The sequence below is a fragment of the Lysinibacillus sp. NPDC097231 genome (assembly GCF_044761885.1).
In the GTDB taxonomy this organism is placed as follows: Bacteria; Bacillota; Bacilli; order Bacillales_A; family Planococcaceae; genus Lysinibacillus.
Window position 1 is genome coordinate 23,512 of sequence record NZ_JBIWDH010000013.1, and the last position, 20,621, is coordinate 44,132.

At 36.7% G+C, this 20,621-nt stretch carries 19 protein-coding genes and 1 pseudogene; 6 read left to right on the top strand and 14 right to left on the bottom strand.

Features of this window, described 5'->3' with window-relative positions:
* Positions 1 to 179: 179 nt before the first annotated feature.
* A complete protein-coding gene (locus ACIQXF_RS09840) occupies positions 180 to 2,279 on the top strand; it encodes a carbohydrate-binding protein (RefSeq protein WP_402782206.1) in 2,100 nt (699 codons plus the stop codon).
* Positions 2,280 to 2,408: 129 nt separating this feature from the next.
* Here the strand turns inward: ACIQXF_RS09840 and ACIQXF_RS09845 are convergent, their stop codons facing one another.
* The 5 genes from ACIQXF_RS09845 to ACIQXF_RS09865 all read right to left on the bottom strand — a co-directional run bounded on the left by ACIQXF_RS09845 (position 2,409) and on the right by ACIQXF_RS09865 (position 7,569).
* Positions 2,409 to 3,644: a DNA polymerase IV gene (locus tag ACIQXF_RS09845; protein ID WP_402782209.1), complete on the bottom strand. Its 1,236-nt coding sequence runs from the start codon at positions 3,642 to 3,644 to the stop codon at positions 2,409 to 2,411.
* 286 nt (positions 3,645 to 3,930) lie between these two features.
* Positions 3,931 to 4,551, bottom strand: coding sequence for a zf-HC2 domain-containing protein (locus ACIQXF_RS09850; protein ID WP_402782212.1), 621 nt, complete (start codon positions 4,549 to 4,551; stop codon positions 3,931 to 3,933).
* Complete coding sequence (locus ACIQXF_RS09855; protein WP_402782215.1) at positions 4,541 to 5,050, bottom strand: RNA polymerase sigma factor; 510 nt, start codon at positions 5,048 to 5,050, stop codon at positions 4,541 to 4,543. Before ACIQXF_RS09855 ends, ACIQXF_RS09850 begins: the two co-directional genes overlap by 11 nt.
* 240 nt (positions 5,051 to 5,290) lie before the next feature.
* On the bottom strand, positions 5,291 to 5,932 hold the full coding sequence (locus ACIQXF_RS09860; protein WP_402782218.1) for a DUF3885 domain-containing protein: 642 nt from the start codon (positions 5,930 to 5,932) through the stop codon (positions 5,291 to 5,293).
* Between the two features lie 239 nt (positions 5,933 to 6,171).
* Positions 6,172 to 7,569, bottom strand: coding sequence for an aminotransferase-like domain-containing protein (locus ACIQXF_RS09865; protein WP_402782221.1), 1,398 nt, complete (start codon positions 7,567 to 7,569; stop codon positions 6,172 to 6,174).
* Between the two features lie 129 nt (positions 7,570 to 7,698).
* Here ACIQXF_RS09865 and ACIQXF_RS09870 point away from each other — a divergent pair, with 129 nt between their 5' ends.
* Positions 7,699 to 8,862, top strand: coding sequence for an aminotransferase-like domain-containing protein (locus ACIQXF_RS09870; RefSeq protein ID WP_402782224.1), 1,164 nt, complete (start codon positions 7,699 to 7,701; stop codon positions 8,860 to 8,862).
* A gap of 51 nt (positions 8,863 to 8,913) precedes the next feature.
* Here the strand turns inward: ACIQXF_RS09870 and ACIQXF_RS09875 are convergent, their stop codons facing one another.
* The 6 genes from ACIQXF_RS09875 to bioD all read right to left on the bottom strand — a co-directional run bounded on the left by ACIQXF_RS09875 (position 8,914) and on the right by bioD (position 13,683).
* Positions 8,914 to 9,429 (bottom strand): helix-turn-helix domain-containing protein, encoded by a 516-nt coding sequence (locus ACIQXF_RS09875; RefSeq protein ID WP_402782227.1) that lies wholly within the window; start codon positions 9,427 to 9,429, stop codon positions 8,914 to 8,916.
* 69 nt (positions 9,430 to 9,498) lie between these two features.
* Positions 9,499 to 9,621 carry a hypothetical protein gene (locus tag ACIQXF_RS09880; protein WP_402782230.1) on the bottom strand — a complete coding sequence of 41 codons (123 nt, stop codon included), beginning with the start codon at positions 9,619 to 9,621 and terminating at the stop codon, positions 9,499 to 9,501.
* Between the two features lie 418 nt (positions 9,622 to 10,039).
* Positions 10,040 to 11,038 carry a biotin synthase BioB gene (gene bioB, locus ACIQXF_RS09885; protein WP_402782233.1) on the bottom strand — a complete coding sequence of 333 codons (999 nt, stop codon included), beginning with the start codon at positions 11,036 to 11,038 and terminating at the stop codon, positions 10,040 to 10,042.
* The gene (locus ACIQXF_RS09890) at positions 11,038 to 11,628 is read right to left on the bottom strand and encodes a biotin transporter BioY (protein ID WP_402782236.1); all 591 of its coding nucleotides are present in this window, start codon (positions 11,626 to 11,628) and stop codon (positions 11,038 to 11,040) included. The genes bioB and ACIQXF_RS09890 overlap by 1 nt, the downstream gene beginning before the upstream one ends.
* Positions 11,592 to 12,998 carry an adenosylmethionine--8-amino-7-oxononanoate transaminase gene (bioA, locus tag ACIQXF_RS09895; protein WP_402782239.1) on the bottom strand — a complete coding sequence of 469 codons (1,407 nt, stop codon included), beginning with the start codon at positions 12,996 to 12,998 and terminating at the stop codon, positions 11,592 to 11,594. Before bioA ends, ACIQXF_RS09890 begins: the two co-directional genes overlap by 37 nt.
* Positions 12,979 to 13,683 carry a dethiobiotin synthase gene (gene bioD, locus ACIQXF_RS09900; RefSeq protein ID WP_402782242.1) on the bottom strand — a complete coding sequence of 235 codons (705 nt, stop codon included), beginning with the start codon at positions 13,681 to 13,683 and terminating at the stop codon, positions 12,979 to 12,981. The genes bioA and bioD overlap by 20 nt, the downstream gene beginning before the upstream one ends.
* A 434-nt stretch (positions 13,684 to 14,117) precedes the next feature.
* On the opposite strand from bioD, the gene ACIQXF_RS09905 reads away from it, so the two are divergent.
* Positions 14,118 to 14,582: a hypothetical protein gene (locus ACIQXF_RS09905; RefSeq protein WP_402782245.1), complete on the top strand. Its 465-nt coding sequence runs from the start codon at positions 14,118 to 14,120 to the stop codon at positions 14,580 to 14,582.
* A 232-nt stretch (positions 14,583 to 14,814) separates the two neighbouring features.
* Here the strand turns inward: ACIQXF_RS09905 and ACIQXF_RS09910 are convergent, their stop codons facing one another.
* On the bottom strand, positions 14,815 to 15,264 hold the full coding sequence (locus ACIQXF_RS09910) for an AraC family transcriptional regulator (RefSeq protein ID WP_402782248.1): 450 nt from the start codon (positions 15,262 to 15,264) through the stop codon (positions 14,815 to 14,817).
* A 344-nt stretch (positions 15,265 to 15,608) separates the two neighbouring features.
* Here ACIQXF_RS09910 and ACIQXF_RS09915 point away from each other — a divergent pair.
* Positions 15,609 to 15,815: pseudogene (locus ACIQXF_RS09915) on the top strand (hypothetical protein); the annotation flags it as partial.
* A gap of 81 nt (positions 15,816 to 15,896) precedes the next feature.
* On the opposite strand, the gene ACIQXF_RS09920 reads toward ACIQXF_RS09915, so the two are convergent.
* Complete coding sequence (locus tag ACIQXF_RS09920) at positions 15,897 to 16,937, bottom strand: beta-carotene 15,15'-monooxygenase (RefSeq protein ID WP_402782251.1); 1,041 nt, start codon at positions 16,935 to 16,937, stop codon at positions 15,897 to 15,899.
* 409 nt (positions 16,938 to 17,346) lie between these two features.
* Entirely contained in the window at positions 17,347 to 18,243 is an 897-nt protein-coding gene (locus tag ACIQXF_RS09925) for an AraC family transcriptional regulator (RefSeq protein ID WP_402782254.1), read from the bottom strand.
* A gap of 108 nt (positions 18,244 to 18,351) precedes the next feature.
* Here ACIQXF_RS09925 and ACIQXF_RS09930 point away from each other — a divergent pair, with 108 nt between their 5' ends.
* Together ACIQXF_RS09930 and ACIQXF_RS09935 are read left to right on the top strand one after the other, a co-directional pair.
* Positions 18,352 to 19,263 (top strand): DMT family transporter, encoded by a 912-nt coding sequence (locus ACIQXF_RS09930; protein WP_402782257.1) that lies wholly within the window; start codon positions 18,352 to 18,354, stop codon positions 19,261 to 19,263.
* Between the two features lie 169 nt (positions 19,264 to 19,432).
* On the top strand, positions 19,433 to 20,479 hold the full coding sequence (locus ACIQXF_RS09935) for a Cj0069 family protein (protein WP_402782260.1): 1,047 nt from the start codon (positions 19,433 to 19,435) through the stop codon (positions 20,477 to 20,479).
* The last annotated feature ends 142 nt before the right edge of the window (positions 20,480 to 20,621 follow it).

The following is a 20,621-nucleotide window of genomic DNA, read 5'->3' on the forward strand; positions in this document are numbered from 1 at the left end:
GAAAAAGGTTGTAGCGGTTCTATTTATATTATATCTTACATATTTTGTACGTGATTGCATTTTTTGTGTCATTTTTATATTTACTGCTGCATATATATTACTTAAAACATTTTGCTAATTATTGTGGCTCTTGGGACTGAGGAAGAAAGACAAAAATAATAAACATGGAGGTAATAAAGATGGAGCAAAACAAAACTAACGAACCAAAAGACTTATTAAAAGCCATTTCCCCTTCCAGTTTAGGAGAATTTCCCCTCTCACCAATTAGTGGTTTATATGCATGGAGCGAACAGCAAATCAGTGAGGAGCTTCGCCTCGACGTAGACGGACTCTACCCTCAAATGGTAGCAAGCGGAACTGTTATTTCAAATCTGTCCTCTACTATTCATTGGATTGCCAAGCTAACAGCGAATGGTTCAAATGCTTGGACAGGCAATATTCGAAACAAATACCTAGATGAAACACAATCATTCCCTTATACAAATGTAAAAATACAGGTAACACGCGGTTCATTGCCTGAACAGCATACTGCCGAAGTAGAATTTCTTATCGGAGGGGAGACAGACAGAACTAGCACGTTCCAGTTTCAATCTCCTTACTTCCACCCTGTGGAATTTGAATTCGATGCTGAAGAAGGGACAACGCCAGTTACAACCTATCAAACGCACGCTCATCCAGACAAGCCTACATCTTTGCCGGATGAAACTCTTTCAATCTCAGAGGTTTTTAAACGAACTGGGTTTGATGTGAAAATATCACAAGGTAATAATATTGTTGCCAAAGACTATACAAGGACTGATAAAAAGTGGAACACTCAAGAAATGCATGATGCCATGCAAGTATATTGGTCACACTTTGATAATAAGCCCCAATGGTCCATGTGGACATTCTTTGCAAATTCGGAAGCTGAAGAAGGCCATGGTCTGGGCGGTATTATGTTTGATAGCATAGGTCCGAATCATCGTCAAGGGACAGCCATTTTTAATAATTCATTTATTTCAGATCCACCTAAAGGTGACCCCTCCCCTGAAGCTTTTGTACAGCGATATCGTTTTTGGTGTGCTTGCCATGAGATGGGACATGCTTTTAATCTTCTGCACTCTTGGCAAAAACATCTAGGTCATCCTTGGGAACCTTTGGAGCGTCCACTTACCCCAGAACCAAAGGCTCTAAGCTTTATGAATTATCCTTACAATTTTGATAGTAAAACTGGTGGCAAGGAATTCTTTAAAAACTTTGAGTATCGTTTTAGTGATCAAGAGCTTTTGTTTTTGCGACACGCACCTGAGCGCTTCGTACAAATGGGTAATGCTGATTGGGCTGTTGATCATGGGTTTGAACACCCGATCATTTCTGATCACCCTTCTTTTAATCTTGAATTGAGAGTTAACCGTAAAACACCTATATTCCAATGGTTAGAACCTGCTGTTATAGAAATCAAACTAACGAATACTTCAAATCAACCTCAGTTAATAAATAAGCATATTTTGTCGGATTTAGATGGAATGTCTGTAATTGTTAAAAAAGATGGAAAACAAGGGCGTCGTTTACTACCTTATGTTCAATATTTAAGGAACCTAGAGAACAAGGTACTTATGCCTGGAGAATCCCTGTATGAAACCATTTTCGCTTCAGTAGGGAAAGATGGCTGGTTAATTGATGAGCCAGGATTCTATAACATGCAAGTAGCTATGCAAATAAACGGCAATACCATCGTATCAAACAACTTAAGACTTCGAGTTTTACCACCTACCGGATACGATCAGGAATTCCTTGCTCAAGACTTTTTCTCTGAAGAAGTCGGCCGCATCCTTGCATTTGACGGCAGTCGTTTTTTTGAAAAAGGGAACGATATCCTTCGTGAGGTAACCGAAAAACTTAGTGACCATGCTGTTGCTCTTCACGCTCATATTGCTCTAGCTAAACCTTTGGCATTCGATTATCAATTCCTTGACTTCACAGGAAACTCAGATACAATTGGTAAAATCAAAATAATACCTGCCCAACCAGATGAGGCACGTAAACAGTTTACTTCTGCTTTAACAGCGCACAAACAAATAGCGGCAAAAACACTTTCCAACATAGATTATCATCAATATATGGTAACCTATAGTGAATTTCTAAGTAATCAAGCAGAAAACAAGGAAGCTGCAGAGGTACAGAATGTCCTTTATCAAACGCTGTCTGAACGGAATGTCCTAGATAGTGTATTACAAAAAATCAAAAATCGCGGTGAAACCTATGGACAAAAGGAAAGTGAATCTTTTACAAACATATAAAACTTCTACCTCAATAAGTTAAACACTACTCATAGTTAAATAACATGTCTTCAATCTATATCCAACTACAAAGAAAACCGTCATTCCGAAAAAAATTGATCGAAATGACGGTTTTCTATTTGATTTTACTTATTTATGTTCGTCCCAAAAGTCCTTACTAAAACTCGTATTTGCTTGATATTTCCCAACTGGCTTGGCAATATCTGACCCCCGCAAAATTGTTCCTTTTCCAAACTTTTGCTCAATTTGATCAACAAGTTTGATAATTGGTTCATCTTTTATATGCTCTTCAAAGTTAAAGAAGGTTAGCTGCTGTGACGTTTCCTTAATGTCACTGACATTAGAAACGGTGACACCAAGTAATCGAACTGGCTCTTCATTCCAATTCTTATTAAATAGATTCCACGCTTGTTCCATTATGTCTTCTTTTGAAAAAATCGCATTATTTATTGATTTACTTCGTGTATATGTCTCCCAATCGGCTGTACGAATCATAACACTCACAGTGACACCAGCCAGTTTCTTCGCCTTCAATCTCTCTGCTACCTTTTCAGAAAGTGTTGAAATGATTTTATATAATTCATCTCTGTCTGTCGTATCATGAGACAGCGTTGTTGAATTTCCAACACTTTTAGTATCGTATATTGCTTCTGGATCAACAGGTCTATCATCTTCGCCATTTGCCTTTTGCTTCATCCTTAAACCATTAATGCCAAAGTTTTGCTTTAATAAATATTCATCAGCAACAGCAAGTTCCCCTATTGTTTGAATACTTAACTTTTTTAATTTCTCTGCTGTGCTTTTGCCTATCCCATGCATTTCAATTACATTCATTGGCCACAAAACTGATGGTACATCACGCTTACGCAGTATTGTAATTCCCATCGGCTTTTTCATATCACTTGCCATTTTCGCTAAAAATTTATTCGGTGCAATGCCTATCGAACAAGGGAGTTGCAGTTCGTTCCAAATTCTATCTTGCATATCATGTACGTGTTGCAATACATTTTGACCTTCAACTATAGGAAGTTGCAAATATCCTTCATCAATTGAAACCGGTTGAAGGACTTCGCTATACTCTTTTAACAAATTAAAAAAAGACTTCGACGCAGCTCTATAACGTTCAAAATTAGGAGGCAAAATAATTAGCTCTGGGCACTTTCGCCGCGCCTCCCCGACATTCATGGTTGTATAAACACCTCTTGCCCTTGCTTCATAGCTACATGTAATAATAATTCCTCGACGTTCTTTAGGATTACCCGCGATTGCTACTGGTTTCCCTTTTAATGAGCTATCATAAATTTGTTCGACAGAGGCATAAAAGCAATTAAGGTCAATATGTAAAATGATTCTTCCTTTATGCATATTTTATCACCTCATACTTAAGTCTCTTTAAAATTGTCCATTCTTTTATATTGACTATACGCCTTCATAAAGCCAACTACACAATGTATATTAATTATACAATAACAAACTCAGAAGAACTAATGTTCTGTTATGAAAATAAAAAAAGCGGAGGGTTTCAATTGATTGAATACCCTTCGCTTTATGTTTATGATCGTTCTGCCCCCCTGATTTATGAGGTTTTGACAAGCAATCGCCGGAAGTAGATCCAAGAGAAATAAAAGCACTCGTTCACAGATTAAGAACATTATACTGCATTGATGCTAAAACGCCCTTGTGGAGCTTTTATTTCAAAAAAATATTTTTCTTTCCTCTTCAAACCGTCTAATTTAACACCTTTTCCAAGGGGTATTAGAATTTCATCAATAATTACATCACCCTTTTCGTCTTTTACCCTTAGTAACACATCATTTTCATTATTCGCATCATTAATAATCTCCTTTTTCCAAAAAAGACTGTCATATATCACATAATCTTGATCATTAATCAAGTCAGCTGAGAAGCTAATACTTTGCCATTCTTCCCTGTCATCCGTTATATGTGCAATTGCAATGACTTTTGGAAAAAAGAATTGATGAACGACTCCTACGTCTTGCACTACTTGAAAACCGATAATAGTGAGTATAAAAGTCATCATAATAGCTGTAATAACTTGAAAACGTCGCTTTTTGTTTATGCGCTTAAACGGTTCCTTCGCAGCCTCCACATTAGTTTCGACTATTTGTACTGTTGGTTGCTGCATCTTTTGCGTAGTATCTTTGCATCCTTGGCAATGCTCGATATGTTTTTCGATTGCGGCAACCGTGTCTTCGCTACAAATACCGTCTATATAGGACGGTAATAAATCCTTTATAATATTACAGTTCATTCAAATCCACCCTTTCTGCTAATTTGCATTTTGCACGATAGTATGTAACTCTAGCCCAATTTTCACTTTTCTCAAATATGTCACCTATTTCTTTAAAACTTATATTCAGCGTTATTCGAAGTAAAAAGATTTCAGTATACGGCTCCTGTAATTGTCGAATTTCTTGATGAATTGCACGTAATGTACTTTCTTTAATCATTGAAATATCAGGTAAATCTTCATTTGAACATATATCTACACCTGTTTGCGTTAAATAATCAATACTCGTATGATTTCGGTATTTCGCCTTTTTTAAATAATCATAATAGCTATGCTTGGCAATTTGACATAACCAGACTGAAATTTTGCATTCACCATTGTAACGATGAATGGCTTTAACAGCTTGATAAAATGTTTCCTGGGTTAATTCTTCTGCTAAATCCTCACTTGATGTTAAACAAAGAAGAAAACGGTTTACTTCATTTGCATAGGATTTATAGATATCACTTAAATCCTCCACTAGATACCTCCTCTCATTTTTTTAGTTGTGATACTTATATATAGAACGAAACTGAAATTCGTTACAAGAAATACTAAATTATTTGTATAAAATCAAAAAAGTATATTATGTATGGACAGTCCATCTCATAATATACTTCTCGAGTGCTTCGTTAAAGCTTATTGGTTTCAAAAAAGAAAAAAGAGCTGCATATGCAACTCTAGGATTTTCAAGCAAAGCCCCCGTTCATACAATAAGGATTTATTTAAACACTTTATCTATTTGGTCCTTGTCGTAATCTAATATCCAATCATTGTATGTATAATAAATGTCACGTATAGATTCGGGTGAGGTAGCAAGCAAATCGCATCCTCTATCATCGTAAACGTGAAAAATGGTTTTCCTTTTGATATTTAAAAAATATATCCTATGAAAAATACTTGGTTGGATTCCTAAATCCTGATTGCATACTGCTTTTAACAATGGAATGTACTTCATATCAGATACTTTACATTCAAGGGTAAACCTATGTGTTTTATATTTTCCGTCCTCATCCTCTTCAGGAAAAATATAAGGCATTTCTGAATGCTTCAATTTATATAAAACTGATTTATCATAGATATACGGAGAAAAAATCCTCGCTTTATGCTTATAGGTTTTTCCATCTCCAAAATCATTCACATCTACTACAATAAAAATTTCCTCGTCTTGTAAATGTAGTAATTCAAACAGCGTGACAGCTCTTCTATAAACCTCCTGTATATAAGGACTATTTTCATAATTGTATTCTCTATTCCACTCTACCCCTAACTCGAAACGTATGCCGATTTCCCAGTTATAAATCAAAGGAGGTCTAAGAATTAAGTTGGGGAAATTATCATTTATATAGGTATTTAAAAGCATATTCGCACCTCAATTTGTTTCTTTAATTTTTCCATTTTTCTTCAACAAAACTGCTCGCTGGCGTCAGCAATTTTGTAAAATCGAAGTTAACTTTGTTCCCCTACTAGCTTCATAGAACCCCTCTAATTTCTTTTTACAACCATTTTATTCAATTTATAAAAGAGTAGGATGTATATTACTATTTTAATGTAAATCCTTATTACACCAACATTTTTTCAAAAACAGCCTTAATGAAAAGCCTAATCAACAAATGCGTAATCACCATCACTTTCAAGTAAATCCTTCAAAATAATTAGTGCTTGTTCAAGCTGATTTTCTGGTGCAGTAATCGCCAAACGAACTGCATTTACTGGCTTGGCATTGCCTACAGCAAAACGTTCAGCTGCATACACTTGCACCCCAGCCTTTGATGCGAGCAATTCAAAATGAGCACCGGTAAATTTGTCTGGGAGTATAAGCCATCTGAAAATGCATTCCTCTTCCCCTATAATGTTATAGTCTCCTAAATACTGATCGACAAGTGCATTTTGTTGTTTTGTATACAGCCGATGTTTCTCTAAAATTGTTTGCGCAACACCATCATGAATCATCCTTGCTGTAAGTTCCACCATCATTGGAGATACTGAGATATTTATATTGTATAGTGTTTCCATTATTTTTTTTCGAAGTGCTGAAGGTGTGACGATAAAGGATAGTCGTAAGCCAGGCGAAATAGTTTTGGACACACTCGCAATATAAATGACCTTTTCTGGTGCGTATGAAGCTATTGGTGCAAGTGGCTGCTCTTTCAAAAAGCTATATATCGCATCTTCTATAATAATTAATCCCATCTGTCTTGCGACGTCCGCAATCATCTTTCTTGTTCCCATCGACATTGTATGGGTAGTTGGATTATGAAAATCAGGGATCACATAAAGACCCTTTATATGCTCATTTTTGCAAGCATACAATAGCCCCTCTTTTGACATTTCTCCGTTTTTTTGCTGAATCGCTACCAGTTGGATGCCCAACATATTTGCTGCTGTTTTGATACCTGCATACGTAATGGGATCAGTGCCAATTCGGTCCCCAGGCTGAAATAATGCCGCTAATGTCCCGACAATGGCATTTTGCCCACCTGCCCCGAGCAATACAGGCTGATCCGTTTGGAAGTTGACCTTTTCCAAAAGCTTCTTTGCCGCCTCTGTTTGCCAAGCATTTCCTTCAGGTCGTCCGTATTGAAATAGCTTGCTGAAATTACGGTCATTCATCATCTTTTTCATATATCGTGTAATTTCCTCATTGACATAATTGTCTGGTAATACAGAGCCCATTTCTATCATATGAGAGGTATAACTTGTTGGTAATAAAATTTTATTGGTAGCAGCATCAGATGAAACAAATGTCCCGCTTCCAATAGAGGCATAGATAAGCCCCTTTTGCCCGCACAGCTTAAAAGCCCTCGTTATTGTGCTTAAATTGACATCCAAAAAGTCAGCTAATTCCCGCTGAGGAGGAAGCTTGGTCCCTGGCAATAATTTTCCATCCTTAATATCTTGTTCAAGTTGCTCGGCTATGGCTATATATAATGGAGCCGAAATATTGCTGATATCCGGCTTCCAGCTCATTGGATACTCTTCAAATGAATTTACTGGCATTCTCTAAGCTCCTTTTCTTGTCACTTTTGCATACAATATTTTAATTGTCTTGCATACAATGATAATATTGTATGCATATGATTTCAATGCTATAATTTTTAAAAAATCAGAAAAAGGGAACGATAAATTATGGAATATTCAGAAAGAATCTTAAAAACACCATCTTCATTCATCCGAAATATCTTGAAAGTAACGGACGCAGAGGATGTCATTTCCTTTGCAGGTGGGCTTCCAAACCCAATCTCTTTTCCAATCGATGCGTTAAGAGCATCTGTTGATCATGCAATTACGGAAAACGGCAGTCGCCTTTTCCAATATTCATCAACACAGGGGTATGCGCCTTTACGTGAGTATATTGCTGCAAAATATCAACGTGTACACGGATTAGATGTACATGCTGACGATGTCTTTATTACAACAGGATCACAACAAGCTCTTGAATTAATTGGTAAAGTACTGATTAACAAAGGTGACGGCATTATCATCGAGGAACCTGGTTATTTAGGTGCCATTCAAGCTTTCACATTAACTGAACCAACTTTCTATGGTGTAACACTCGAAAATGATGGGTTAAATTTAGAAGAGTTAGAGAATGCCCTACAACAGCCAAATGTGAAATTCATTTATACGGTGCCGAACTTCCAAAATCCAACGGGGCTTACGTATTCTAAAGAAAAACGTGAACAAATTTGCGAAATCATTTCAAAATACGATGTGGCGTTAATTGAGGATGATCCATATGGAGAATTACGCTTCCAAGGTGAACCACTTCCATACATTGGTGCTGGTAAATTAGAAAATAGTATTTTACTAGGTTCTTTCTCTAAAACAATCACACCAGGAATGCGCCTTGGCTTTATCATTACAAAAAACAAAGAATTAATGCAACATATCGAAACAGCAAAGCAAGCCACTGATCTACACACAAATATTTTCTCTCAATATGTTATTTATGATTATCTAGCAAACAATGACTATATGGAGCACGTTCAGAAAATTATAGCCTTATATAAAGATCAATCAGATGCCATGTTAAATGCTATGCAAGAGTTCTTCCCAGCACATGTAGACTACACACGACCTGAGGGTGGAATGTTCATTTGGGCTACAATGAACAACGGAGCATCATCTTTAGATGTTTTCCATAAAGCAATGGAACAAAAAGTTGCATTCGTACCTGGGGACCCATTCTACACATCTAAAACTGATGTTAATACAATGCGCTTAAACTACACGAATGCAACACCTGAGATTATTCGTGAAGGCATTAAACGATTAGGCAGCATTTTATAATTTACAAAAACAAACCGTATGAGCGCTTTTCATAAGGCTTATACGGTTTTATCACATGCTTTTATTTGGATAAAAAATTGTCATACTTAATCGAGTTAAAGTATCACCTGGATTCATGTATACGTGAGGACGGTCAGCTTTAAATCTAATGGAGTCACCACTTTTTAATGTATATTGGGTGTCATTAACACTAATGATTAATTCACCATCAAAAATAGTAATAAATTCTTCTGTCCCTTCTTTGTGAGCCTCAGCGCTTAATTTTCCTTCCCTGTCAATCTCCACCGTGTAAATTTCAAAGCGGCTATCTTCTTGGAAAGGAAAATATGGGTATACCCTATACCTCCCATTATCCTCAGATAACATTCGAATATCATCTCTAAAAATTACTTCAGTATCAGGCAGTGGATTATTAATAAGCGTGGTAAAGGAAACCTTTAGGCCATTTGCAATTTTCCAGATAGTTGTAAGCGTTGGACTTGATTCTCCTCGTTCAATTTGCCCTATCATTGTTTTACTTACTCCACAGAGTTGAGGATTAGTGTACAGCGCGATTTCAATGTTCATTAATAGAAAAAGGCAACCCCTTTCGTACGCTATAGCGTCGAAAAGGATTGCCTCAGTAAAATCTTGCATTTATCTTGTATACGTTAAAACGGCATTTTTTTTGAATTTAGCTAATGCTTGAGTTGCCTCATTTTTATTTGTGTACTCAAAAATGCGAACATCCTTTTTATCAAATACTGTAACTACCCACATGTAAAAATTCTCCCTTCAAACTGTTTTTGTAATATAACAATCACCAAAATTTGTGATACTTCTTTCTAACTGTGTTATAACAACGCCTTACTTGATTCTTATTTTACGCCATTTTTTTTAAAAATAAAGCCTTATGTGAAGCCCTTCACAAACTGTTCAATTTCAAAACGCTTTCATTGAACATTTTGTGAAAAGCCCATTTTTCTAGGCATAAAAATATACCTTGATCCAACTAATACAATTCCTCAAGCCTTCGTTTTGCCAATTCTATCCAGTAGTTCCAGAAATCCAACCCTTCATTTTTCACTTTCTATCCGTCTACATTCAGAAAAACCGTACACACGCCTTTTCCACGACGCACATACGGTTTTTCGATGATAATTAAGTTGTAGTAGTAGATTTTTGTTTTCTTAGGTGTTTATGAGCAGAATACTTCCTCTTGCTTCTCGGTTAATTCAATTTCAAAGCCTAAATCCTCAAGCATACGATAATCACTGTTTGCTTCTTGACCTTCAGTTGTTAAATAATCCCCAACAAATATACTATTTGCTGCATACATGCCCAGTGGCTGTAGTGAGCCAAGATTGACTTCTCGTCCACCAGAAATGCGAATTTCCTTTGTTGGATTGAGATAACGGAATAACGCTAATACCTTTAAACAATAGCGCGGGTTTAATTCCTTTGTCCCTTCAAGCTTCGTGCCATCAATAGCATTTAAGAAGTTGACAGGGATGGAGTCAGCATCTAATTGATGAAGTGCACGCGCAATATTCACAACATCCTCTTTCGTTTCCTTCATTCCTATAATTGCTCCTGAGCAAGGTGATATGCCATGCTTTTTCACAACTTCTACCGTATTCACACGATCCTCATACGTATGAGATGTAGTGATGAATGAATGATGTTGCTCAGAGGTATTTAGGTTATGGTTATAACGGTCCACCCCCGCTTCTTTTAATTGCTGTGCCTGCTCTTCTTTTAATAAGCCAAGGCAGGCACATACTTTTAAGCCGTACTTCTCTTTAATTTCGGTAACAGCTTCACTTACTACATTGACATCTTTGCGCGTCGGTCCACGACCACTTGCAACGATACAATAAGTACCAATCTTATTGTCAAAAGCTCGTTTTGCTCCTTCTAAAATTTCTTCTTTTGTAATAAATGGATACTTTTCAATTGGTGCTGTTGATTTAGACGATTGTGAACAATAGCCACAATCCTCTGGGCAATAACCGCTCTTAGCATTCATAATCATATTTAGTTTTACTTTTTTTCCGTAATAATGCTTACGAATGGCAAAGGCTCCGTCCATCACCTTTAATAGTTCATCGTCATCACTAGTTAAAAGGGCTAGTGCCTCCTCATTACTAATGACCTTTCCTGCAATAACTTCCTCTGCTAACTGTAACCAATCCACTAAACATTCTCCTTTTCTACTTGCACAATTTTTAACATTCTTGCTGCTTGAAATACCTTATATAATCTTTCAGCCAAAAGTGCAGAAACTATCGCTAGGCAGAAATCTGCAACAATACTGTTTAAAAAACCAACTAAAAAAATATGAGACCAGCTCGTTTTCATATGAAGCCAGAAGTTCAATGACACATATAAATACGGAACTGCTACCGCATAAATAATGATGAGTCCGACAATGTTTGCACCGATAAAATGCTTTTTCGTTGGGTTCTCCACTTTCTCTATCATCAAACCAATTACGAAGGCTGCGAGTGCAAAGCCAATTAGGTAGCCAAATGTTGGTTGCAAAACATATGTAATGCCCCCGCCTTGTGTAAAGACTGGTAAGCCAACTAAACCAATGCCTATGTAAATGAGCTGACTTTGCAATCCATTGCGACTACCGAGCAAGCATCCTGCTAAAAAGACAAAGACAATTTGTAATGTAAAGGGCACAACAGGTAACGGGATTTTAATAAATGCACCAATGGCAGTTAAAGCTGCAAACATTGCTATCATGACAAGTGACAACGTTGATTGTCTTTTGAACAATTTAGTCCCTCCCGCTCCTCAAAAAATTGCATGATTGTCTCTTTTGTTGTGTTAATCATAAATTGCATGTCTTCATCACATATGATGTATGGTGGCATGAAATACAAAATATTGCCAAGTGGACGAATCAGTAAGCCTTTTGCTAAGGCACGTTGATAAATTTGATAACCAATGCGTTCATCACTTGGAAGTGGCTCTTTTGTTTCGCGATTGGCAACTAGCTCAATCGCACCAACTAACCCTACCTGTCGATACTCTCCGACATATGGTAGTCCATTAAATGCCTTCATTGCTATATCATGCATTCGTTCCCCCTTATTGCGTATCATATCGATAACATGCTCCTCTTCGAACATTGTCAATACTTCAAGGGCTACACGACATGCTAAAGTATTACCGGAATAGCTATGGGAGTGTAAAAATGCTTTCATTGTCCCATAGTCATCATAAAATGCGTTGTATACGTCTTCTGTTGTTAATACAACTGATAATGGTAAATAACCGCCTGTTAAACCTTTTGACAAACACATAAAATCTGGAGTAATTTGTGCCTGCTCGCAAGCAAATAATGTACCTGTACGTCCAAAACCGACTGCAATTTCATCTGCAATGAAGTGCACATCATATTTTGTACAAAGCTCTCGTAATCGCGTTAAGTATAGAGGTGGATACATTTTCATGCCTGCTGCTGCTTGAATCAGCGGCTCAATAATGATAGCTGTAATTTCCTCATGATGCTGACTAAGCTCTTCTTCCACAAATTGAATACATTGAGCCTGACAGCTTTCAGGCTTATCTTGAAAAGGACATCGGAAGCAATCTGGTCCTTGTGCACGTACAGTGTCTAATAATAATGGTTGGTACACCTCGTTATATAGGTCTACCCCACCTACAGATAAAGCACCAAGTGTTTCACCGTGATAAGCATCCGTTAAGGCTAAAAAACGCTTCTTCGTTGTTTTTCCCGTTTGCATATGATATTGAAAGCTCATTTTCAATGCGACTTCTATTGCTGACGAGCCATTGTCTGCAAAAAATACTTTATTTAGACCTTCTGGTGTTAAGGCTACTAATTTTTCCGCCACTTTTATGGCTGGTTCATGTGTAAAATTTGCAAAGATTGTATGTTCTAATGTAAATGCTTGTTCACTTAATGCTTTACTTATTCGCTCGTTCGCATGTCCAAATAAATTAACCCACCAGGAAGATACGGCGTCTAAATACCGATGATTATTTTCATCATAAAGCCAGACACCCTGTCCTTTTTTAATAACAATAGGTGGAAATTGCTCATAGTCCTTCATTTGTGAGCATGGATGCCAGACATGCTGTAAATCTCTCGTCTGCAATTCAGTTAATGCTTGTTTCATATTTGACCAACCTTTCAAACAAAGATGTGTGTGAAATGGAATAGTCCATAAGCTGAGAAATATCTTGAAGCTGAGGAATCGTCGCATACGGTAAATCATGATATTGTAATATCGTTTTGACATTATCTTGTTCTATCAGGCTTCCTGTATTTCCATTAAACACAATGCCAAGAACCCCAATATTCCGAGCATGTAAAGCTTCAAGTGTTAGCAATGTGTGGTTAATCGTTCCTAATGTTGTTCGTGTGACAAGAACTACTGGAAGATTACTTTGAACGATTACATCAAGAAGAGTAATTTCTCCATCAGCATCTAATGGCACAAATAGTCCCCCCGCTCCCTCACAAATCACGATATCATTTGATTTCTGTAACTTCTCAATTTGTTTTAATAGATGCCGTACATTAATTTCCTGTCCCTCCAACTGCGCAGCAAAATGTGGTGATGCGGCTTCTTTAAACGAAGAGCCATTTATATTTTCTTCCTGTAGTCTTTGTAATGAGTATTTTTCATACATTGTTGTGTCGTAATAATAACAATGACCATTATCATGGATTTCACCAGTTTGCACAGGCTTGTAAGGCGTAACTTGTAAATCCTGCTGTTGTAATTGTCGCATCAATAATGTGGTGACAACCGTTTTACCAACATCTGTATCTGTCCCAACAACCCAAAAATGTTGCATTGTTAACCTCCTCCTTTTTAAGTTAACCTTAGGAATTTTTAAAGTTAACACATTTGTTTTTATTTTGTAAATGCTATTTCCATAATTCTTCAAAAACGCTTCTTTTCTTTGCAAAAAATAGCGAATTTAGTGAAAACTTAATAGCTCAATAAAAAACCAGATTTTACCTATAGAGGGCGAAACCTAGTGTGAGTAAAATGCATGATAGAGCATGAGTAATACTTGAACTAATCGCCAGCCTTCTCTGGCACGCTCTGCGATTGTTTCGTGCTGTGTGGATCTCTGAAAAAGCTACCTAAATGTGTTTTTTAGCTATCTACGCAATTACTATAACTGAGGTTCCAATAATCTTTAGGAGGTATTATTACTTTATTACCAAAGGTTTAGAGGATTTTACTCTTCTTTTGTAGTATTAAATTACAGGGGGTGGCTGTATGTTTGGCATTTTTAAAGAATCAGAAAAGGTTATAGATACATACGAGCAAGTTGCTTATATTTTAAAATCCTTACTCACATACGAGCTAAGAGACTTACCTAGTCGTTATGAATTTTGGTATCGAGTGGCGATACGTCTGGAAGAGTATCGCACGCTCAATGCTGAACATCGTGCAAAGCTTTCCATGACTACTGCAGTAGGTCGTTTTCACCGAACACAATATGAGCAAACGAAACAAAATTTGGCAAAGCTTGAGCGTCTTGCTGATATGTATAAATCGTTTTGTATTGACGAAGAGCGAGAGACGTTAAACCACCGACTTCATTTTCATAAGGAAGAGATTGCTGAACTATATGGACATGTCCACAATAAAGAGCTTTATATGTATTGTGAATCCGTTCAACAACAATTTTGGGAGGCAGTCAGTGAAGACATACTACATGCAATAGCCCATCTCGATTAAGTAGGTGGCTATTGCATGGTTTATTCTATCTTATTACGAATCCCATTAAGACATGTAGAGCAGGCCCTCGTGGAGAATTAAAGTTTGATTAAAGATACCTTGCAACCTATATTTCATGATAAATTAAGAATTCCTTTTGAAAAAAAATTGATCAAAAGAGATTCTTATTCAACAGATTTAAGTTTGATTATTAAATCGCCCCCCTTTTGTTGAGGAAATATCCCAACTTCTGTTACTGGATGGGAACTAATATTTCACACAAATGGTTACCAATCATTTGTGAAGTATATCTTTCTACAATCGGCTGTTCCCTTATTAATAGATTGTTTTTTTTAATCTCAGAAAAAATATTGCCCCAAAATTCATTGACTGCCTCTTTTGTATGGTCAAGCACGAAAACCGCGTATTTGCCACCAGTAAATTTACCAACTTGAGCTGGTTTCACAACATTAAAATTTTTATTTATAACAACACAAACATCATAACGGCACTCCTCTTTAGGAGTAACTTGTGGGTTATCGTGTGGTATACCAAAAATTGTAGAATTATCAAAAACACCATTTATTTGCGCCCATTTCTTAAAAGACTCCATTAGTTCCTTGTTTTGTTTTTCGCCATACTCTCCAACGTTACGGAAATAGGCAATCCTTGATTCAGGAATTTCTTCAATAGTCATTTTCATGTTTTAAATCTCCCCCTTTTTGATAAGGTAATATGATTTAAAATGTTTTTCAAACACTTTTATCAATTATGACTTGGCATAAATTGGGCAGATGAGAAGTTTTTGATTTATGTTCTTGCGACGATGCTGCAATCAGTTCCTAAAATGGAATCAATTTGATCTGAAACAATTATCTTCTTTATTCGAAAATAAAGTGGTACCTAATCTGTGGAGGTTTCTTCACCCTACTAATTATTAGTCTTCACCAATCGGAATATAAAAGGGGAAGGAAATAAATGAACATACATAAAGATGGTTATGTAGAAGAAGAAGTCGTTATTTCAGACATTTAATTTCAAGTAAATAGTGGGGGGCTTGTTGGATTAATAGGCCCAAAAGGGGCAGGTAAAAGCACAATCTTACAAGCAATGATGGGGTTAGGCGAAAATTGTCATCCTAGGAATTCTTTATTTTACGTTACGTCCCTTTATGAAATCAGTAATGCAGCAAATTTCAGAACACAAAGTTTGGTCAATTTTCCAGATTTCTATCGAGCAAATTCAATCAGCTAGAAGCCGGTTACTAAAAGTTTGTGTAGTTATTTTTACTTTGTAAATAAAGCAGGTGCCAGCTTAGTTGCTAGCACCTGTCGTTTACGATTTATTATCTTCCATTCCTAGTAACAGCACTTTTTTAAATTCCTGCGCTTGGTCGGCTTTAATAGCGACTTTATGATACCGCTTTTTCAGTCCTAACATAAAGGTTACTTCTACTGGGTCCTTCATTTTTAAAATAAATTGCGGGTATGCCTCACCGAAATCACGTGCCACAAAATCAATAGTATCCTTGGATAATTTTCCTTCTAATTGTTCCTTATCCTCAACAATTTCTTCGATGTTATCAAAGTGAATTTCTGCTCGTTTCATCAAACCTAAAGAAAGATACATTTTATCAGATGTTACATGGACAGGATTTAAACGAATTGCCTGCATATCCGCTATAAAAAATATAACAGAGTATACATTTAAAATAAGCAATAGTATTGAAAGCACAATTGATTTCTCATGTAGCCACCAATGAATCCCTATTGTTTCAATGGCTATTCCATGGATTAGCATAATTTGAAAGGCTATATAGCTCGAATTTTTATGCAACGTTAAACCTCGACGCTCTTGTCTCTTCCAGCTTGCGAAAGCATAGTAGAGTACTAAAAAGTCTGTGCATAGCATTTGAATAATAGGATACTTTGGTGCATGTTTTTCAACTGCTTTAGAAAAAGAGAATAAATCAGGTAAAGTACTTGCTTTTACATCTGCTAAAATTTTCGGCATAAAACGTACAAGCGTGACAACTAGGGAAATTTCTAAAAGAACAATAGTACCTTCAATCGCAAATCCAGCCCATGTTACTGCTTCAAAGGGCTTTAGATGTTCTATTGGTATAATAAAACGGGCAGCAACACAACCAGTCGCAGCTAATAGAATCGCTTGCTTTACAGAAAATTTCCCTTTATACAACATAATTAAAACAGGCATAACTAAGGTAAAATCAATTAATGAACCTATAACAACTCCATTGGTTTCAACTGGTAAAATTGATGAACCAAGTCCCGTGTTATAAAGCGTGTAATTGCTGGCAAGAACGACTAAAAAAAACGCTAGCCATAAATTTTGCTTTTTCTTTAAAGCGATCATATTCCGGCTCTCCTTTATGTAATATTATAAACTTCCTTTAGACTTAACTATTAACTTTACTTTATTTTATATGGTAATAATTTTCAACAATTTCCAGCCAAGCTATACCATCCATTTCGTGCGGATAGCTGCTTTTCTCCTAGGGATGTTTTTAATTCCGCGCGGTATTCTAGGATCGCGCGGATTTTTGCTCCTTCGCGGGTATTCTACAACTTCGCGCGGGTTTTCGCTTCTCTTCCGCGGGTATTCTTCAATTTCGCGCGGGTTTCCACTTCTCTTCCGCGGGTATTCTTCAATGCCGCGCGGGTTTCCGCTTCTCTTCCGCGGGTATTCTACAACTTCGCGCGGGTTTCCACTTCTCTTCCGCGGGTATTCTCCAACTTCGCGCGGATCTTCGCTTCTATTTCGATTAATTTTCATTATCTTTTATCAAAAACTTTTTGCGATAAACATGTGGTGGGTATCCTGTATACTCCTTAAATTTCTCAATATAATAACTAACTGTGCTAAAGCCTGTTGTTGTAGCAATGGTTGTGATTGATTGTTCGTTATCACGTAAAAGTTCCATGCTTTTACGAAGGCGATACTGTAATAGATATGTGAAAGGTGTCATGCCTACCATTTTTTTAAAAAAGCGACTACTTTCTGCCCGACTTAAAAAAACATGTGCAGCTAAATTCTCTAATGATATCTTTTCCTGATAATGAGTATGTAAATAATCAAGCATATCCTTTGCACGTTCATGTTGGACAATCATTGCCGGGTCCAGCAATTCTTCTGTTAGCATGGATTTTGTTAAAATTGATTCCCAGATGACTAATAGTACTCTCCATACCTTTAGCTCATAAAAAACGGCTTGCTCTCGCAGTAATTCTGCTACGAGTTCTACCTTTTGTGCTAGTTCTCCATCTAGCTTTACATAAGGGAGTCTATTACTCTTTATATACGGTATTACATATTTAGTGGCAAAAATACTATCCTCATGCCCGCCCAATAGCATAGGGTCCACGTTCACACAGTAGAGCATGGCTTGCTCTATATGAAAAGGCTTTGCTTCATGTAAACCTGATGCATTGACAAATAGCCCCTCCCCCTCCTCAAGAACAAAGACATCTGCTCCTACACGGTATTCCACACGCCCCCTTTTCACATAGACAAATTGAATTTCTTTATGCCAATGTAACGGTAAAAAATCTAAATACTCTATTCGCATAACAGTCTCATAGAACGCAACTGGAAATTCCTTCGTCCCATGTAATGTTAGTTCTTGTAAATCTTTTGCTATTTTAATATGTGTTAATGCCACTAGCAAAATCACCTCAATATATTGATATTTTTGACCTATAAATCGATATTTATTCGACTTTACATTCCTTATAATCATTTATATTGATAGTTTAGGAGATGTTTTAAGATGAATCAATCGATACAGAAAAATCGAACTCTTGGTTTTATTCTCGTCATTTTAGGTGCAAGTTTTTGGGGCATTGGTGGAACCGTTGCACAGAAGCTTTTTCAGCAGGAAAATATAGAGGTTGGTTGGCTCGTTTCTAGTCGCCTACTTTTAGCAGGTCTATTACTAATTGCTGTCTATAAAATCACACATCGTAAGGAGTCTATTTTTGTGATGTGGCGTACGAAGCAAAATGCCTTCAGACAAATTACCTTTAGTTTACTCGGAATGCTTACTGTTCAATATACTTATATGATGTCGATCGCTATTGGCAACTCAGCTGTTGCGACATTACTACAGTACTTAGCACCTCTTTTTATCATGGCTTATTATTTGTTTACGAAGCATAGTAAATTAACAAAACAGGATGGAGTAGCTGTCACACTGACACTTGTCGGCACTTTTTTATTACTAACAAACGGTTCCTTATCTACACTTTCCGTTCCAGGTATGGCGGTGTTTTGGGGAATATTATCTGGGTTATCTGTTGCCTTTTATACATTATATGCTGTGAGACTTTTACAACAGTTTCATTCATTGCTTGTTGTCGGCTGGTCGATGCTTATAGGTGGTATTGTGATGAGCCTTTTTTATCAGCCATGGGATATCAACATATCTGATTGGGCATTTTCTACAGTCGCTTATTTTCTTTTCATCATTATTTTTGGAACAATGCTAGCATTTTGGTTTTATATTGCAAGTTTGCATTATTTATCGCCAAAGGAAACAAGTTTATTAGGTAGCCTTGAACCATTAACAGCCGTTATTACTAGTGTGTTTTGGCTAAAAATTGCCTTTGGTGGTTTTCAATTTCTTGGGACAATGCTTATTCTATGTATGATTTTATATCTCACAGTTTTTCAGAAAAAATAATAATAAGCTTAACCTAAGTTCAGATAATTCTAAAAAATATTAGTCATAAATCCCTATAACAAATACTGTAAACTATGATTTTATATATAAAATTTACATATTCTATATATCTTTTTTCCTTGTCTGTCCAGTATACTGAAAATATTATCATATACAAGGAGGTATTTTTGTGGATAGAAAAGTTATTTTCTTCGAGGTTCGTGGTGGTACAGATAAGGGGCCAGATGGTTATCGAAAAGATACAATGCCAATGGTAAATGCGCTAAAGCAACGCGGACAGGATGCTGAAGTCATTTTCTTTGATGTTACAAAAAAAGAGGAAATTTGTCATTACGTTAAAGAGCATGGTATTGCCTACGTTTCTCGTATTAATCCTGGAAATTTACAGCATGAGGAAGAGTATTTTGCTATGCTACGTGAGCTGTGTAATGCGGGTGTCATCGGTATGCCTCACCCTGATGCCATGATTGGCTATGGCTCTAAGGATGTATTATCAAAGCTAACTTCTACCAATTTAGTGCCTGATGACACATTTTCTTATTATACAATTGAGGCATTTAAAGCCCAATTTCCTACCTCTCTTGCCATTACTGAACGCGTCCTAAAGCAAAATCGTGGTTCAACTGGTGAAGGTATATGGCGAGTGAAATTGGATGACCCCCTCACTGAAGGTCTAACAGAAGTTCCGCTTGATGCACAGATTAAATGTACAGAAGCAAAAGATAATCACGTGGAATATTGGAAACTAGGTGATTTCATGACGTTTTGTGAGCAATATATCACAGGTCCAAATGGCATGTTAATCGATATGCGTTTCCTCCCTCGTATTACTGAGGGTGAAATCCGGTTGTTTATGTTGCGTGATAAACCAGTTCATGTGGTACATAAAAAACCAGCTGATTCCGAGGACGCTTTTAGTGCAACACTGTTTTCAGGAGCGCAGTATCGCTATGATGCCCCAGAAGATTGGGAAGAGCTTGTGCAAAACTTCTTAACACAACTACCTCTTGTTACTAGCTTACTTGGAAACTATGATTTACCGCTCATATGGACAGCTGATTTCATGTTAGATACGAACGAAGCTGGTGAAGATTGCTACATTTTAGGCGAGATGAATTGCTCATGTGTAGGCTTTACTTCTGAACTGACGTTAGCTCATCAAATAGCAGAAGAAATTATAGCTTGCATCCATGAAAATACTGTGGTTTCAGCGTAATAGAACAGTCCATAAAAATATTTTATCTGGAAATTTTTCCAAATAGATGACAATTAAAAAGGATTAAGTTAGGTACAATACTGCACTTAATCCTTTTACATTTATTTTGATATGCGTGCAAGCCTACTTTACTGAAAAAGAC